Raw genomic sequence first — 16,562 nt, 5'->3', positions numbered from 1 at the left:
CATGCCACGCGTGCTGCGCTACCTGATCCCAACGCTGTTGTGGCTATGGGCTTCCCTAGCCACCGCGGCCGTCTGTGACTGGCCCGCCTGGGAACAGTACAAACGGTATTACATCAGCGAGCAAGGGCGGGTGATTGATACCTCCGCCCCCAATAAAATCACCACGTCTGAAGGGCAAAGCTACGCCATGTTCTTTGCCCTGGTCGCCAACGATCGAGAGATGTTTGATCGGCTGCTGCAATGGACGGAAAACAACCTGTCCGCAGGCGATTTACGTGCCAACCTACCCGCCTGGCTGTGGGGAGAAAGCAAAGATAAGCAGTGGACGGTGCTCGACCCTAACTCCGCGTCCGACGCCGATTTGTGGATCGCCTATAACCTGCTTGAAGCGGGTCGGTTGTGGAAAGATACGCGCTACAAAACGCTGGGGACGGCACTGCTTAAACGTATTGCTAAGGAAGAGGTCGTGACGATTCCGGGGCTGGGCGTGATGCTATTGCCTGGCAAGGTAGGCTTTGCAGAAAAAGAAAGCTGGCGCGTAAACCCCAGCTACCTGCCGCCACAGTTGCTGGCTCGCTTTGCTCCGCTGGGTGAAACGTGGAAGAACATGCAGCGCACCACGCAGCGCCTGCTGCTGGAAACCGCGCCGAAAGGGTTTTCGCCTGATTGGGTCATCTGGCAAAAAGACAAAGGCTGGCAACCCGATACCACCAAACCCAATGTCGGTAGCTATGACGCCATTCGCGTCTATCTATGGGCGGGGATGATGGCTGATAGCAGCAGAGGAAAAGCCGACTTGATCAAACAGTTTCAGCCCATGATTCAACACACGATCCAACAAGGGCTACCACCTGAAAAAACGGACACGGCAACAGGTGCCGTCACCGGACAGGGGCCGGTAGGGTTTTCCGCTTCACTGCTGCCAATGCTATCACGCCAGCCGGATGCACTAGCGGCCCAGCGACAACGGCTCACCGCGAATCCACCGGGCGACAATGCCTATTTCGCTGCATCCCTGACGCTCTTTGGTCAGGGATGGGATGAGAAGCGCTACCGCTTCACGTCACAAGGCCAACTTTTACCGTCCCGAGGCAGCCAATGCACAACAACACCGTAAACTGGCTGCGACTCCTCCCGTTATTGTTGATTGCGGCACCGCAGGCCTACAGCGCAGAAACCGCATCACCAGAGCAGTTCCTGATGGATCAGGTGCGTTTGGGAGAAGCCAGCAATAAAGACGATATCGTGCGCCAGTCGCTCTATCGACTGGAGCTGATCAACCCGGATAACCCCGATGTTATCGCTGCCAGGTTGCGGCTGGTACTGCGTCAAGGCGATCAGGCGCAGGCTCGCCAGCAGTTGGAAAAGTTGAAGGCTGTGGCACCCGACTCTGCAATCTACCGTCAGTCAGCAATGACGCTGGCGCTGACGCAGGAAGAGCCGCGTAAACAATTGCAGCAGGCGCGCTTGTTATCAGCATCTGGGCACTATGCGGAAGCCAAAGTGCAGTACGACGCGCTCTTTCACGGCGACCCACCCACACTCGATCTTGCCGTGGAGTATTGGCGTCTGGTTTCACGTTTGCCAAACCAGCAACCTCTTGCCATTAAGCAACTGGAAACGCTGGATCAGGCCTATCCGAATAATGTGCCGCTGCGCATGGCGCTATCGCGCTTGTTGTTTAGTCAGAATCGTAACGAACAAGCCTATCCTCTACTGAAGCAGCTTTCTAACGATCCTGTCGGGCGTGGACAGGCGGCTTCGCTGTGGCTGGAAATTATCGGCCGGATGCTGGTTACGCCACAAAGCGTGGCTGAACTAAACCGTTTTCTGACCGTGTTTGATGAAGGTGAGCAGGCGGAAACTGCACGTAAAGAACTCAGTCGTCAGCAGGGAATACTCGCCGACCCTGTTTATCAAGGTCGGCTGCGCGCGTTGGCACAGATTGAGGATGGCGGCGGCAATAGCGCCACGCTTGGCGAGTTAAATAAAGCGCTGGCTGCCACACCAAACGATCCTGAGCTAATCGGTGCAATTGGTCTGGTTTACCTGCGTGCAGGCGATCGGGTAACAGCACTGGCGCAGTTCCAGAAGGCATTACAGGCGGATGTGAATCGCCTGAACAGCGGCAAATGGGAAGGACTCATCCAAAGCACACAGTATTGGACCACCATTGCGGAAGGTGACAATGCGCTGAAGGCCAACAATCTACCGCTGGCGCGGCAGAAGTATCAACAGGCACGCCAGATGGATAACACCAATGCCTATGCGCTGATTGGTCTGGGCGACGTGGCCGTTGCCAGTAAAAATGATGCCGCCGCACAACCGCTCTACCAACAGGCGTTACATCTCGAACCCGGCAATGACAACGCCTTGCGCGGTCTGGTCGGTATTTACCAACGTCAATCGCCGGAGAAAGCACTCGCTTACCTCAACAGCCTGCCGCGCAGCCAGCAGAATACAATGCGAGAGACGCTGGCGGCGCTGCAACTCGACATCCTGAAACAGCAGGCGGATCAGTTGGCAGAACAGCAGCAATGGGCGCAGGCGGAGGAAAAATATCGTCAGGCGAACCAGCAAGATCCGAATGACGTCTGGCTGGCCTATCACTATGCCCAAGTGCTGCGCCAACAGGGGAAAACGCAGCAGGCGGACAGCGTGGTACACGGTGCTGCTGCCGTTCCACCAGCCAACGCGGAAAAAAACTATGTTTATTCACTTTACCTGTCATCCACCAACCGGGATGAGCAAGCACTCGCTCACCTGAACACATTGCCTACTGCGCAGTGGAGCGATGACATGCGCGATTTATCCCAGCGCCTGACAATTCAGACCACGCTGGCGAAAGCGGAAGCGATGCGCGATGCGGGTGACGAATCCGCTGCCATTGCATTTCTGCGTCAGCAACCGACAGACTCCCGTATCGACCTGCTGTTGGCAGACTGGGCGCTGGCTCGGGGTGAATACGCGACGGCGCTGGCGGAATATCAACGCATTCGTACACGAGAACCGCAGAACCCCGATGCACAATTAGGTGAGATCGACGCGTTTATCGCACAGGGTCGACAAGATGACGCGCGTCAGCGTCTGAACCAGCTTCCAGCGCAGGCAGCAGATACACTCAACGGCCAACGGCGCGTCGCCAACGCCTGGCAAGCGGTAGGGAATCCACAAAAATCGACCGCGCTTTTCCGTCAGCTAAAAATCGACGCACAGAAAGAACCGATCGGTCAGGGGAAAGCATTGGTCTATCGCGATGCAGCGCGCGTTGAACAGCAGCAGTCTCAACCAGAGCAGGCAAAGCAGGACTATAAACAGGCCATGGTCGCCAGCGGCATTACCCCCGCGCTGCCACAAAGTGACGACGACTACACCCGGTTGACGCGTAATAATCGCAGCGACGACTGGCTACAACGCAGCATCCGCGCCGATGCCGCAGACCTGTATCGCAAACAGGATATTACCGTCACCCTCGATCATGATTACTCGAGTTCAAGCGGCACCGGGGGGATTTCCGATCTAAGCGCCCACAACACCCTGTTGCAGTTAGATATGCCGCTGTACGATGGCCGCGTCTTCTTCCGCACCGATACTGTGCAGATGAACGCCGGTTCCTTCTCAGCAGACAGTACCGGTGCCTACCGAGAAACCTTCGGCACCTGCGCCACGCGGGACTGTTTCGACGGGAAATCACAGAAAGCCACCGGAACCAGCGTCGCCGCAGGCTGGAAAAACAACCGTTGGTCAGCGGATATCGGCACCACGCCGCTCGGCTTTGACGTCGTCGATGTCGTCGGCGGTGCCAGCTACAGCGGCGACTGGCGCCAGATCGGCTGGACAGCGACCGCCTCACGCCGTCCGATCTCCAGCTCATTACTGGCATTCGGCGGCACCAGAGATCCGGGCACCGGCATTACCTGGGGCGGCGTACGTGCGGCGGGTGTCAGCCTTGGTCTGAGCTACGATCGGGGCGAAGCACACGGCGTCTGGAGTGATTTCAGCGTCCACCAGATTACCGGTAAAAACGTGGCCGATAACGATCGCGCCCGTGCGATGGCAGGCTACTACTACAAGCTGATTAACGAAGATAACCGACGCGTCACGGTCGGCCTGAACAGCATGTGGTGGCGCCACCAGAAAGACTTAAGCGGCTATTCACTCGGTCAGGGCGGCTACTACAGTCCACAGCAATACTTCTCGCTGGGCGTGCCGGTAAACTATCGGCAGCGGACAGAAAACTGGTCATGGGAACTTGGCGGATCGCTGTCGTGGTCACGCTCCTCTACCAAAGACCAGCGCCGCTATCCGCTAACTGGCCTGCTCGGTAACGCCGCGCTCACCGACAGAGACACCATCGAGCAGGGAAGTAGCAGTTCCGGCTTCGGCTATACGGCACGTGCAGTCGTCGAACGCCGCCTCAGCTCACACTGGACGTTGGGTGTCGGTATTGATATTCAGCAAGCGAAGGACTATACCCCAAGCCACGGTCTCCTCTACCTGCGCTACTCAGCGGCCGGCTGGCAGGGCGATCTCGACAGCCCGCCGCAACCGCTTACGCCGTACGCAGACTTTAAATAGCCTTCCTCGCTTCAAACTTCATAGGGTTTCCACCACAGCGGAAACCCTATGATAAATATAAAGATAACGCTATCTTGCGATAGAGTTATCTGCCTAATTATATAAAAATGATAATGACTATCATTTTTATTCTCATAAATTAAACTTCTCAATGCATTCTGTCGAATTTCTATCGGGTATCGATTTTACCTAGCCACGGCATAAGGCATTTGTGTATATAAGCGCAAAATGTAAATCAACGTAAGGATTGCGTTCATTTTGTGTAAAACCCTTTCTTTTATAAGCCTTATTTTTTTGAGTCTCAGCAGCTCAACCTTTGCCGCCACCGCCATCAGCCCAACGGATCGAGATGCGCTGGAACTCCAACAAAAGTCATTACTGGAACAGGCCAAACAGCAGCGTTTATCGCTGGAAAACAGCACAACCTTAACAATACCGGCGGTCACCGCACCAACCACAAGAGATGCCGTCTGCTTCCCCATCCAAAAAGTTGTCTTTCATGATGCAGAGTCGCTCCCAGCGAAAGATCGCACGGCCATTCAGCAACGCTACCAAAGCCGCTGCCTTGATTTAGCCACAATCCATAACGCCGTGAGGGAAACCACCAATGCCTACCTCAATCGTGGCTTTGTCACCAGTCAGGCCTATTTACAGGAGCAAGACCTCTCCGGCGGCACGCTCATCATCAGCGTCAGCGAGGGAAAGATAGAAGCTATTCGCATGGAAGGGGAAACGCCACTCGCAATCAAGATGGCCTTCCCTAGGCTGGAAGGACATATTCTTAATCTGCGCGACATCGAACAAGGGATGGAACAGTTGAATCGTCTGCCTTCGCAGCAGGTTGCCATTGATATTCAACCGGGAAAACAAGCAGGGAGTTCGATTGTTTATCTCAAGCGCACCACGCAAGCCCGTCCTGTCACCCTCTCTCTCAGCGCTGACAACAGCGGACAAAAAAACACGGGGCGCGAACAGCTTTCGACCCGCCTTACCCTCGATAACCCGCTGCGGCTCGCCGATCGCTGGTGGTTCACCGCCAGCCGCGATAGCGCGTTCAGCCATAACTACGGCAGCAAAGCCTTATCGGGCGGGATGTCTTTGCCTTATGGCTACTGGACGCTCGGCTACCAATACGCCTGGAATGACTTTTTCCAACCGATCCCGATCGGCAGCAGCGCGTATCGCTATGAAGGACAAAGCAACACTCATCGGCTCAGCCTCAACAGAACGCTCTATCGGGATGGGAAGCAGAAGCTGGCGCTGGATGGCGCGCTCTCTCGTCGACGCACCGAGAACCGGATGGCGGGTGAGCGCCTCGAGGTCAGCAGCCCTACGGTCAGTAGCGCCAGCCTTGGGCTCAGCTATAGCACCACGCTGGTCGGGGGATATTTTACGCTCAACCCGATGCTAAGCCATGGCCTGCGGAGCTGGGGCGCGACAGATGACACAAAGGAAAACAGCAGTTATCAGAAAAAGTATAGCCGAGAGATCCAATGGCAGTATTACCCCTTCATCAATCAGGTTTAAAACAGAATGAAAACAATAGGATTCAGTGGTGGAGGTTTAGTCGTTGAGCTGGGCACAGTCAATGATCTTTCACTATTCTTTCAGTGTATTAACAATTTAACAAAATTGAACTACCCAGATACAGATTGGGATATTTTAGTTGATAGACTCTACAAGAGGTATCTACGCCTTGAAGAACTATCACTTGCTAAAGAAAAAATGAATAGAGTAAGAGACTTGTTTTCTATCTTCCCCAGTACATCAATTGATTGGGATCATAAAATGATAGGCTGTCGAGAAAAAAGCTGGATAAATCCGAATCAAGCTATGCTATCAGATATATTCAAGCGTTATTTCGAAGCATTCTTAGAGTGTGTGGAATCTGCTGAAATAAATTACCATCTTTTCAATTCATATCAGGGGTATGAATACGAAGCAGTAAAAACCGTTATTTCTGACTTACCTTGGTTTATCGAGGATGAAAATCGTCCCCTCGAACAGTATGATGCACTGGGGCCTGATGATCTGCCATTTTGGCTTAGATAACATGATAATAATATAAAACCCATCCCCCTGAGCCAACCATAGGCTCAGGGGTAATTAAATAATAAAAATATTATTAAGAATCTTTCCAGATCATTTAGGAGGAGAATTTGAATGGAAATTACCGAAGATAATTTAAAAATAGAGCAGAAAATTCGGAAATTATATAGATAAATTGGTTTACATAATTGGTAATATTGAGGATTACTTACCATGAACACTGTTAATTCAAGAATCACACCGCCAAATCCGAACTATGAGACATGTTTGGAGTGTCGCGCAAAGTTGCTGATTTATCCTGGTGAGATGCACCCTGATGAAGTTAGCGCGATCCTCAATATTGAACCGACTCAGAAAAATATCATTGGTGATAGAAAAACAAATAGTTTAGGTCGAACCCGTGAAGTAAAAACATCAGGATGGTTTCTGTCATCCGAAGACTTCATTTCTTCAAAAGACCTAAGAGATCATATTGATTGGATTATCGCTAAGCTTGATCCTTGCCAAGAGGGTCTAAAAAAACTACAAAATATACCTGGCGTTAAGATGACACTCAGCTGTGTATGGTGGTCGGCAGTCGGTCACTCTGGCCCAGTACTATGGCCAGAGCAGATGAAGGCATTAGCTGATTTAGATCTAGAGTGTGCTTTTGATATCTATTTTTCTCCTGAAGAATAACATCATAAAGTATCTGATTTAAAACAACACACTAATAAATAGAGGAGCCATCATATTCATGAAAAAATTAAAAAAGAACGAAATATATATAAAGATGTTGTTACTTTCCATTCCTTATATCAGGAGCATGCAACAACATAAAAAATCATCTGATTTATCATGCTACTATGAAGCGGAACTTGTCCATAACTTAGTTTATACTATCTTGACGCCAGATTTTGAAGATCACGACATCTATTTTCTTAACAATCAGGCAAGGTATTATATTGAGAATTGTAACGATGGCATTTCAATAATCTATAGTGGACAAAAAGAACTTATATCATCTCTTTTTGAAATGGTTCCACAAGAAATGAAGTCGAAACTTCTGTGGGAAGGTCCAAAATAAGAGATTAAGAGTAATTTAGACAACATCCATGAAATTTAATTCATGGATGTTGTGAATAGTTAAAAAATCCATTTTCATGGGAAATAAATATGAACATAAAAAACGTCGACCTATAGTTAATTGATATCATTTAAATTGCAAGCCTATTTACCATTCGGTGAACAGGCCATTTCTTAGAAGTGGCTGCACAGACGATCACCAAAATCAATAATAAAACTACTTTCACTGAAAAACCAGCATGTGAAAACTGTTTAGGTGTTATTGAAAAATTTCAGAAAAAAAACCTGAAATTAAAGTTTATGTCTTAGATAATAATGGTGTCAGGCTTATTTTTGGGAGAAAGGACTAGAAAATGGAACATATTTATTATAAAGAAATAAAAGAATCATTTTTAATTAAATATTATGACTGCTGTAGAAACATGATATTTGTTAAAAACAAAGGGAAAGAAATAGAAAATATTTACTTTCAAGAGATTGGCTATGCCTATGATCAAGCAGAGGGATCTTATTATTTCCCCATTGAAAATTTGATGCTTGAAGTCTTATCTTTAATTATGATCGCAGGAAGAGGGCCAGAAATAACCGAAAGATACCATAGAGAGATGATAGAAAAAATTCTCGTTGAACATCCTCTTGAACAGCTGTTAGAGGAGATCACCGAGGAAGAAAAATCAGACCTTCTCTATGATATGTCTTTACTGGGATTAATTGATAAGCAATCCTAATAAATAACAAAGCGGCCCTTATGGGCCGCCAAAAAAATAATTAATTGACCTCATCTTGAGGCTAAAGAAGCCTTAGGATTTGGTATTTCGATAGCGAGCACATTCGCGGGCATCGGAAAAGCAGGCGTCGGTAATCAGTACCTGTCAAAAAGCCTCGTGACGCCAACCGCAAGCTGGAAAAGTTATCTGATTAATGAGAAGACCATACAGCAAGCGGCTGGCTTTAGGCAGCAGGTGCTGGACGCAAGAGCACCATTTTCACATGACATAAGAACCTCAGGTAATGTAGCCGTGGCACAAATTGATATACCCGACATGCCAAAATCCATGGCGGCACACAGTAAGATTGACATTGGAGAAAAAAGTTTTGTAGGAAAAGGTAGTCAGAGCAACTTTACTCATATGATTTTGCCAAATAAGGCGGGAGATAAAATATCAAGAAACTCTGATTCAGAATACAAGATATTGGACAATCTAGCTGACAAATTAGGAAAAAACACAGATGCTAAAGGGACGGTGACAATCTTCACAGAGCGAGCTGCGTGCGAAAGCTGCCTAGGCGTAGTGGATCAGTTTCAGAAAAAATATCCAAATATCAAAATAGAAATCCTCGATAACAATGATGTAATGCTTATCCCTCGGAGAAAAAATTAATGGAAGACCGCATAACGTATTATGAATTAAAAGCTGAATTTTTAGACTGTTTTTACAGCTGCTGTAGAAGCAAATTAGATACATACAAAAAAACCGGAGAAAAATGGGGATATAGTGGCGAAGAAATAGCTTATGCTTACTATCAATATGAAAATGCATTCGAACGGCCTATAGAAAACCTCATGCTTAATGTACTCACACTAATACTTAAAGCAGGTAGAGGACTGAAAGATGTAGAGTCTAACCTACGAAAATTCATTACTGATATACTTGCGGAAAACTCTCTGGAAGAACTGATTAAAGATATTGGCGAAGATGAGAAGAAAGACTTACTTTATGACATGCAACTACTTGGATTGATTGAAAAGAAATCTAAATAGTTAAGATAGAGCGGCCCTTGCGGGCCGCCGCCAAAAAAATAATTAATTGACCTCATCTTGAGGCTAAAGAAACCTTAGGATTTAGCATTTCGATAGCGAATACATTCGCGGGCATCGGGAAAGCAGGCGTCGATAATCAGTACCTGTCAAAAAGCCTCGTGACGCCAACCGCAGGCTGTGAGACCTATTTCAAGAAACACTGATTCAGAATACAAAATACTAGATAACTTAGCCGATAGATTAGGAAGAAATATCTCAGCAAAAGGCAGTGTAACCCCCATATTCACAGAACGGGCATCCTGTGAGAGTTGTTTAGGTGTTATGAAAAAATTCCAAGATAGATATCCTAATATTAATATAGACGTGTTAGATAACAATCATGTCAGATTGATTCCGAAGAAGAAAGGATGAATTGAAAATGAACAATTATGACGAAATAAAGAACATTTTTTTTAATGCATGCTACTCTTATTGCCAAAATAAAAATTTGGTATCAAAAGGAAACGGTAAAACATGGAGTGAGAATGAGTCCGAGCATGCATTTGCCTATGATGCATTGGAAGGCTCCTTTAATTCACCAACAGAAGACCTAATGCTTGAAGTCATTACCCTTATATCGGACGCAGGAAGGGAGACTGAACAAACTAAAAAATATCACAAAGATGTAATCTCAACTATTTTATCAAAACACAGTCTAAATGAACTCCTCGACTGTATAGCTGATGATGATAGAAAAGACCTTCTCTATGATATGTCTTTACTGGGATTGATTGATAAGCAATCCTAATAAATAACAAAGCGGCCCTTGTGGGCCGCTATCCTCGGTTGCAACTATCACTAAGTTATTTACTAAACCCAATTTTAGAGGGAGGTATAATGAAAAAAAATGAAATTTACATCGATATACTACAAGTAACACTACCTCATTTGCGCATGGTGGCCCAGTCTAGCTTTCTTCGCAGAATTAGAAACCGTTCCGCGATATATGAGACACAGTTGATTCATGGATTCTATTCCCTGTTGTCTCATGAAGAATTTAAAGATGATGACATACGTTTCTTAAATCATCACTGTAGATATTACTATGAAAATTGTAACGCAAAGATCAGTATGCTTTATAACGACCACTTAAAAATTTTTTCTGACCTTTTCTCAATTGTTCCGGATGATTTGAGAGAAAAACTTGAATGGGAAGGACCCAAGATAGTTTAAAATAGAGGCGGCAGAGTGGCTCTTTCTAGGTCGAAATCCCATAAGGCTGTGTAATTTCTTATAAGTTGGCAGTCTTTAATTAACAGCCTGAATGTGAAAGCTATTTAGGTGTTATTTAAAAATTTAATAAAATGTATAAAAATAGACGTGCTATAAAAAATGGAATCATACTGAAATCAGGAAAGAAAAAATGAGTGAAGAAAGATTAAATTATAATAAAATACGTAGGAGTTTCTTGGAAGATTACTATTTATGCTGTCGTCATAAGTTACACACCTTTAATCAATTAGGTGAATTATGGGAGTATGGGGACTCAGAAATAGGGCATGCCTACTACCAGTCTGAAGATGCTTATGATTTCCCCATTGAAAATTTAATGCTTGAGGTATTATCTTTAATTATGATCGCAGGAAGAGGACCAGGAAAAGCAGAGAAATATCATAGAGAGATGATAGAAAAAATTTTCACTGAACATTCTCTGGAACAGTTGTTAGAGGAGATCACTGAGGAAGAAAAATCAGATCTTCTCTATGACATGTCTTTATTAGGATTAGTTGATAAAAAACCAGAATAACGCAGGTAGAGCGCCCCCTGCCGGGCTGTCCCTATTCGTTAATATAAACACACTTTATAGTAACAATGTAAGATTCATGCCTGAGATGAGGGAATAATTATGAGCACATGTGATCATAATAAAATATCGCAGGATAACTGGCATGATACAATTGATGCCGAAACCCAGTTCGCCACACCATCGACTCTCATGAAATAAATTATTATCAGCTAGGATCACAGTTTATGACATGATTTTCACGGAAGAATATTAGACAATGGCGACTATATTGATCACACTGGTAGAATACTCAGAAACATCGGAGATTGCTTATAATGAATCCTATCCACTCAAGGATAAACGCCGTAGATCCTGATTTTCAGACATGCCTAGAATGCCATGCAATGCTATCAATCTATCCTGGTGAAATGCATCCAGATAACATTAGTGAATTACTAAACATCGAGCCAACAGAGAAATTTATAGTTGGTGATGAAATAACAAATAGCCTTGGACGTACACGCAAGGTAAAAATATCATCATGGTTTCTTTCATCTGAAAACAATGTTAAATCGAAAGATTTAAGAGAGCATATTGACTGGGTCATCGATAAGCTAAGCGCCTCTCATTCTGGATTACGAGAGTTGCAAAACACCTCTGGCATACAAATGACACTGAGGTGCGTGTGGTGGTCTGCACATGGCGAAGGTGGCCCCGTTCTCTGGCCAGAGCAAATGAAAGCATTAGCTGATTTAGATCTAGAGTGCTCACTTAACATTTATTTTCTTCCTGACGAAGAAGAAAGTATTGATGAATAATACAAAAAAGCAATATGAATAAATATTTTCGTATCCCAAACGTCACTGGGGATGATAAATTATCAATTGCTGATTGGTGGAGAGTAAAAAATTTATAATCTGGCTACTAACTAAAATGGTCTGATTAACATTGAATCAAAACAAGCCATTGAACGTCAGGCGAATTTACCTGCAGGAATGAGGCAAGAGATTATTATTGATATACGCAGGCAGGCTGTGACTGATGCTCAAAAGAGTGCGAACATCAAAGAAATTGTAACCAAATAAAATACTTAGCGTGACAGATATAGGATTCATGACGAAATGAAAAACGTAGGATTCCATGGTGGACATACCGTCTACAACTGCGGTACATCTCTTGATATGTATATTTTTTTCCAATGTATCGCGCAGGTCACTTCAGGGATGGATACTAGTTTGTTGGCTGATGGACTTTATCGTCGCTACTTGGAAAAAAATGATCTCCATCTCGCTTCCGAGCAAGCAATTCAGATAGAGACGCTATTTAGTCGAACTTTACCCACAGAAATAAATTGGGGTGATATTGGCAGAAATATTAATTTATCAACTTTATGCTTTGATAAAGATAATTTGGCGACCATTTTTTCAGAACATTTTAAAAATTTGCATCATGCCATAAAATCGGCCGAATCTTTTTATCATGATTTTGGCACTTACGTCTCTGTAAAAACCGTTATCTCTGATTTACCTTGGTTTATCGAAGATAAAAATCGTCCCCTCGAACAGTATGATGCGCTGGGGTCTGATGATCTGCCATTTTGGCTGAGGTAACATGATAATAATATAAAATATTATTAAGAATCCTTTCAGATCATTTTAGAGTAAAATTTGAATGGAAAGTACCGAAGATAATTTAAAAATATAACAGAAATAGAGAGAAAATCATATTCATGAAAAAATTAAAAAAGAACGATATATATATAAAAATGTTGTTACTTTCCATTCCTTATATCAGGAACATGCAACAACATAAAAAAGCATCTGATTTATCATGCTACTATGAAGCGGAACTTGTCCATAACCTAGCTTACACGATCTTGACACCAGATTTTGAAGATCACGACATCTATTTTCTTAACAACCAAGCAAGGTATTATATTGAAAACTGTAATGATAATATTTCAATAGCTTATAGTGGTCAGAAAGAGCTTATATCATCTCTTTTTGAGATGGTTCCACAAGAAATGAAGTCGAAGCTTCAGTGGGAAGGTCCAAAATAAGAAAAAAATAGATGCAATGATATCAGGTAAAGTTTTTTATAATGCAATTGAATATATTGCAGAAGCAGTAAAGTCGGGTGATAGTAACATTATCACCTTATATTTTACTGGTTAATTAAAAGAATACGTTCGCCATTGAGGAGTTATACGAGTATGATTTGCGCTCTTGCCAAACGATTGTGGCAATGAATGCAAACATCAATGGAGTGAAAAGCAATGTCTTTATTTATGCAATTACGTACGTTTTTCCTTTTCATCATAACTTTCTTCGCATTCCCCGCCCTCGCACAGCCCTCTTCTGGGCTCAGCTGCGGGATCTACACAAGCGATCGTGGATTTGAAATTCATGTCATGAATACACAGCTATTACACAAAGTGTATAAAAATGACCGCATCACATCACACTACGTTCTGAATGGTAACAAAGTTGACATGGTCTCCATGGAATCACTCATGACGTCAGACTTTGATATCTCCCCCGACCATAAAACACTTAAAGATTTCTCGGGAGAATATGTTTTAACGGAGACCAAAGAGTGTAGTGAGAATGTAAAAAAACCAGAGAGTGAAGTAGGCCAACAATGTTGGAATAATATGTCAGAATGCTCGGCGCTAGTGCAAAAAAGTGATGTTGATGCACTTAAAAAACTATGCCGAGATAATATTTACGCCGCTTGTGACCGTTGGGACAGTGTCGCCTTTTCCGGCGATCGAATTAAAAAAGCATTAGCCGCGACAACGAATCTGGATTTACCCATGCCATCCGATCCAGAGTGGATCGCTACCCTTTCTGAATCATGTCGTATCGGGCTGTCAGGGAAAATGTGCAACGAAGCGGCCAACGCCTTGTGGTATAGCGGACAATACCTTGCAGCACGAGATGCACTACAGCGTGCTTGCGATGCGCTGGAATGGAACAATAAAGGATGTCCAAAAGCCGAAGCGCTACAATCGCTCACAGAGAGTGATATTTCCTCCCCAACTTCTGGTTTGCCGGTAGGGCACTATGTCACACGCAGCGGTGGAGCAGAGTTGTTTATCGCACAAGACGGTACGGTAAAAATGAAAGGGAACGCCTCGGTTAAGGCGCAGCTCGATAATGGTCTGGTTCGTATTCCACGAGGCCAGAAAGACGATTTCGTCTTCCGTCGTGCTGGAGAAAATAAGCTGATCGGTATCGATAGCGAGAATACGTTCAAAGTCTACGAATTGCAGAAATGAGCTCAATCTTTTCTCTGATTACTTGGTCGTAGCAGGACGTTAACGCGCTGAAATCAGGGGGGTAGAGAACCGCCCCCCTGAGGTTCCTTAACCTCAATACCCGATCGCCGCACCAGCCGGACGGCGGATATCATTGGCACCGTACAGGTAGCCTTCGCGCACTTTACCGGATACCGCCGAGTCATTACCCGAATCCGCCGGTGTCACGCCCACCGCCCCCGGTAAACCGACCAGAATCAGCTCCGCTGCGCCCCAAGGGGTCTGCTCTACCATTTTGTAGCCGCGCTGCTTCAGCAGGTTCAGCGTATCGGCAGACAGCCCGCGCTGTTCGTAATACACCTCATCCGGCAACCACTGGTGATGGATACGCGGTGCATCTACCGCTTCCTGTGGTGCCATACCGTGATCGATGATATTCAGCGCCGTTTGCAGCGTGATGGTGATTATACGCGAACCACCAGGCGAGCCGAGCACCATAAAGACTTTGCCGTCTTTCGTCACCAGTGACGGGCTCATGGACGAAAGTGGGCGCTTACCGGGGGCGATCGAATTACGTTCCCCCTGCACTAACCCGTACAGGTTTTTCTCGCCAACTTTAACGGTAAAGTCGTCCATTTCGTTATTGAGGAAGAAACCCGTGCCCGGCGCAATCACCACCGACCCAAAACGCCCGTTCACGGTATACGTGGTGGACACTGCATTGCCCTGATTATCCACGATGGAATAGTGCGTGGTTTCTGGTCGCTCATGCGGGCCAATCCCCGGCTGTACGTTTTTGGACGGCGTCGCGTTCTCCGGCTCGATTTGTTTGCGAATGTCGGCGGCGTAATCCTTACTCAATAAGCGCTCAACGGGGTTACTGACAAACGCCGGGTCACCGAGGTAGGTATTGCGGTCCATGTACGCGTGGCGCATCGCTTCGGTCATCACATGAACGGTGGCTGCCGAGTTAAAGCCCGTCGACTTAAGATCATAGCCTTCGACAATATTGAGAATTTCACACATCGTGACGCCGCCAGAGCTGGGCGGTGGTGAAGAGACGAATTGATAACCGCGATAGTTACAGGTTACTGGTGCCGTTTCGGTAATGCGATAATCGGCAAAATCAGCCGCCGTCAGGATGCCACCGCCCTGCTTCGCCGCTTTCTCCACTGCCTGTGGGATCGTGCCCTTGTAGAAGGCATCTGGCCCTTGAGCAGAAATTGCCGCCAGTGTATTCGCCAGATCGGTTTGCACCAGTTTATCACCCGGTTGCAACGGGCTGCCGTCAGGGCGCAGGAAGATGCGCGCGGCTTCAGGATCGGCCTTGAAGCGTTTGATGGTGGTATCCAAAATGTCGGTATCCGCACGTGTGAGTTCAAAGCCCTCACGCGCCAACTTAATCGCCGGAGCCATCACCTGCTCACGCGTCAATTTGCCGTATTTTTGTAGCGCAGTATCCAGCCCCAGTACCGTTCCCGGTACGCCAGCGGCCAGATAGCCGTACAGGCTCGCATCCTTTTTCACGCTCCCATCCGCGTTGAGATACATGTTGGCGCTGGCCGCCGCGGGTGCGGTTTCACGGAAATTGATAAAGGTGTCTTTCCCATCGGCCAGATGCAGCGTCATAAATCCACCGCCGCCGATATTGCCACAGCAGGGGTTCACCACCGCCTGTGCGTAGCCAACGGCCACGGCGGCATCAATCGCATTGCCGCCCATTTTCATGATATCGACGCCAATCTGCGAAGCCAGGTGCTGCGAGCTGACCACCATGCCGTTTTTCGCTTCCACCGCAGGAGCCGACGCAGCCTGCACGGTTCCCGTCACCAGCAGCGCCACCGTGCTCATCGACAGCAGCCATTTTCCTGACGTCCTGCATCCCAATACCGCATTTTTTATTCTCATGAAGACCCCTTTACCCCGTTGATGTTACTCACCGTATTTTATGACTACTCTTTCGACAAGGTTTTGCAAAGTCCGCGCCAACAAACAGCAGCGGCTCAACAGACTCACTAACGGCAGTAAAAAGCGTAGGAAAGGCATGAGAAATTGCGAACATGTCGTGCCACCTTTGCGACCCG

The 16,562-nt window shown here is 46.3% G+C and carries 18 protein-coding genes; 17 read left to right on the top strand and 1 reads right to left on the bottom strand.

Annotated elements, in window-relative coordinates:
* The first annotated feature begins 1 nt into the window (after window position 1).
* From bcsZ to E2566_RS00285, 17 genes are all read left to right on the top strand, one after another.
* Complete coding sequence (gene bcsZ, locus E2566_RS00365) at window positions 2-1,117, top strand: cellulose synthase complex periplasmic endoglucanase BcsZ (RefSeq protein WP_107168633.1); 1,116 nt, start codon at window positions 2-4, stop codon at window positions 1,115-1,117.
* Window positions 1,099-4,578: a cellulose synthase complex outer membrane protein BcsC gene (gene bcsC, locus E2566_RS00360; RefSeq protein WP_107168632.1), complete on the top strand. Its 3,480-nt coding sequence runs from the start codon at window positions 1,099-1,101 to the stop codon at window positions 4,576-4,578. The genes bcsZ and bcsC overlap by 19 nt, the downstream gene beginning before the upstream one ends.
* Window positions 4,579-4,872: 294 nt before the next feature.
* On the top strand, window positions 4,873-6,105 hold the full coding sequence (locus E2566_RS00355; RefSeq protein WP_240618616.1) for a ShlB/FhaC/HecB family hemolysin secretion/activation protein: 1,233 nt from the start codon (window positions 4,873-4,875) through the stop codon (window positions 6,103-6,105).
* 6 nt (window positions 6,106-6,111) lie between these two features.
* Complete coding sequence (locus E2566_RS00350; protein WP_107168631.1) at window positions 6,112-6,630, top strand: hypothetical protein; 519 nt, start codon at window positions 6,112-6,114, stop codon at window positions 6,628-6,630.
* Between the two features lie 210 nt (window positions 6,631-6,840).
* Window positions 6,841-7,305 (top strand): DUF4279 domain-containing protein, encoded by a 465-nt coding sequence (locus tag E2566_RS00345; RefSeq protein ID WP_107168630.1) that lies wholly within the window; start codon window positions 6,841-6,843, stop codon window positions 7,303-7,305.
* Window positions 7,306-7,363: 58 nt separating this feature from the next.
* Window positions 7,364-7,693, top strand: coding sequence for a zinc ABC transporter substrate-binding protein (locus E2566_RS00340; protein WP_205942461.1), 330 nt, complete (start codon window positions 7,364-7,366; stop codon window positions 7,691-7,693).
* Window positions 7,694-8,045: 352 nt separating this feature from the next.
* Complete coding sequence (locus E2566_RS00335; protein ID WP_107168628.1) at window positions 8,046-8,420, top strand: hypothetical protein; 375 nt, start codon at window positions 8,046-8,048, stop codon at window positions 8,418-8,420.
* Between the two features lie 156 nt (window positions 8,421-8,576).
* Complete coding sequence (locus E2566_RS00330; protein ID WP_240618615.1) at window positions 8,577-9,074, top strand: deaminase domain-containing protein; 498 nt, start codon at window positions 8,577-8,579, stop codon at window positions 9,072-9,074.
* Complete coding sequence (locus E2566_RS00325) at window positions 9,074-9,454, top strand: hypothetical protein (RefSeq protein WP_107168626.1); 381 nt, start codon at window positions 9,074-9,076, stop codon at window positions 9,452-9,454. Before E2566_RS00330 ends, E2566_RS00325 begins: the two co-directional genes overlap by 1 nt.
* 177 nt (window positions 9,455-9,631) lie before the next feature.
* Window positions 9,632-9,865, top strand: coding sequence for a deaminase domain-containing protein (locus E2566_RS00320; RefSeq protein ID WP_205942460.1), 234 nt, complete (start codon window positions 9,632-9,634; stop codon window positions 9,863-9,865).
* A 7-nt stretch (window positions 9,866-9,872) separates the two neighbouring features.
* Entirely contained in the window at window positions 9,873-10,241 is a 369-nt protein-coding gene (gene imm2 / locus E2566_RS00315; protein ID WP_107168625.1) for an Imm2 family immunity protein, read from the top strand.
* 89 nt (window positions 10,242-10,330) lie between these two features.
* Window positions 10,331-10,666 (top strand): hypothetical protein, encoded by a 336-nt coding sequence (locus E2566_RS00310; protein WP_107168624.1) that lies wholly within the window; start codon window positions 10,331-10,333, stop codon window positions 10,664-10,666.
* A 190-nt stretch (window positions 10,667-10,856) separates the two neighbouring features.
* Window positions 10,857-11,240, top strand: coding sequence for a hypothetical protein (locus E2566_RS00305; RefSeq protein WP_107168623.1), 384 nt, complete (start codon window positions 10,857-10,859; stop codon window positions 11,238-11,240).
* 314 nt (window positions 11,241-11,554) lie between these two features.
* Window positions 11,555-12,037, top strand: coding sequence for a DUF4279 domain-containing protein (locus tag E2566_RS00300; protein ID WP_107168622.1), 483 nt, complete (start codon window positions 11,555-11,557; stop codon window positions 12,035-12,037).
* Window positions 12,038-12,340: 303 nt separating this feature from the next.
* Window positions 12,341-12,829, top strand: a complete 489-nt coding sequence (locus E2566_RS00295) for a hypothetical protein (RefSeq protein WP_107168621.1) — start codon at window positions 12,341-12,343, stop codon at window positions 12,827-12,829.
* A gap of 119 nt (window positions 12,830-12,948) precedes the next feature.
* Window positions 12,949-13,278: a zinc ABC transporter substrate-binding protein gene (locus tag E2566_RS00290; protein WP_205942459.1), complete on the top strand. Its 330-nt coding sequence runs from the start codon at window positions 12,949-12,951 to the stop codon at window positions 13,276-13,278.
* A 216-nt stretch (window positions 13,279-13,494) separates the two neighbouring features.
* Window positions 13,495-14,499, top strand: coding sequence for a hypothetical protein (locus E2566_RS00285; protein ID WP_107168619.1), 1,005 nt, complete (start codon window positions 13,495-13,497; stop codon window positions 14,497-14,499).
* Window positions 14,500-14,592: 93 nt separating this feature from the next.
* Here the strand turns inward: E2566_RS00285 and ggt are convergent, their stop codons facing one another.
* Window positions 14,593-16,329 carry a gamma-glutamyltransferase gene (gene ggt, locus E2566_RS00280; RefSeq protein WP_107168618.1) on the bottom strand — a complete coding sequence of 579 codons (1,737 nt, stop codon included), beginning with the start codon at window positions 16,327-16,329 and terminating at the stop codon, window positions 14,593-14,595.
* Window positions 16,330-16,562: the final 233 nt, after the last annotated feature.

It is taken from the genome of Pectobacterium punjabense (genome assembly GCF_012427845.1).
Lineage (GTDB): Bacteria > Pseudomonadota > Gammaproteobacteria > Enterobacterales > Enterobacteriaceae > Pectobacterium > Pectobacterium punjabense.
The sequence above is the reverse complement of the archived record's forward strand: the minus strand, read 5'-3'. Positions and strand labels throughout refer to the sequence as shown.

Bases quoted from the DNA above. Each gene is read 5' to 3' on its own strand.
- bcsZ (WP_107168633.1), top strand. From the start codon at position 2: ATGCCACGCGTGCTGCGCTACCTGATCCCAACGCTGTTGTGGCTATGG.
- bcsC (WP_107168632.1), top strand. From the start codon at position 1,099: ATGCACAACAACACCGTAAACTGGCTGCGACTCCTCCCGTTATTGTTG.
- E2566_RS00350 (WP_107168631.1), top strand. From the start codon at position 6,112: ATGAAAACAATAGGATTCAGTGGTGGAGGTTTAGTCGTTGAGCTGGGC.
- E2566_RS00345 (WP_107168630.1), top strand. From the start codon at position 6,841: ATGAACACTGTTAATTCAAGAATCACACCGCCAAATCCGAACTATGAG.
- E2566_RS00340 (WP_205942461.1), top strand. From the start codon at position 7,364: ATGAAAAAATTAAAAAAGAACGAAATATATATAAAGATGTTGTTACTT.
- E2566_RS00335 (WP_107168628.1), top strand. From the start codon at position 8,046: ATGGAACATATTTATTATAAAGAAATAAAAGAATCATTTTTAATTAAA.
- E2566_RS00325 (WP_107168626.1), top strand. From the start codon at position 9,074: ATGGAAGACCGCATAACGTATTATGAATTAAAAGCTGAATTTTTAGAC.
- imm2 (WP_107168625.1), top strand. From the start codon at position 9,873: ATGAACAATTATGACGAAATAAAGAACATTTTTTTTAATGCATGCTAC.
- E2566_RS00310 (WP_107168624.1), top strand. From the start codon at position 10,331: ATGAAAAAAAATGAAATTTACATCGATATACTACAAGTAACACTACCT.
- E2566_RS00305 (WP_107168623.1), top strand. From the start codon at position 10,857: ATGAGTGAAGAAAGATTAAATTATAATAAAATACGTAGGAGTTTCTTG.
- E2566_RS00300 (WP_107168622.1), top strand. From the start codon at position 11,555: ATGAATCCTATCCACTCAAGGATAAACGCCGTAGATCCTGATTTTCAG.
- E2566_RS00295 (WP_107168621.1), top strand. From the start codon at position 12,341: ATGAAAAACGTAGGATTCCATGGTGGACATACCGTCTACAACTGCGGT.
- E2566_RS00290 (WP_205942459.1), top strand. From the start codon at position 12,949: ATGAAAAAATTAAAAAAGAACGATATATATATAAAAATGTTGTTACTT.
- E2566_RS00285 (WP_107168619.1), top strand. From the start codon at position 13,495: ATGTCTTTATTTATGCAATTACGTACGTTTTTCCTTTTCATCATAACT.
- ggt (WP_107168618.1), bottom strand. From the start codon at position 16,329: ATGAGCACGGTGGCGCTGCTGGTGACGGGAACCGTGCAGGCTGCGTCG.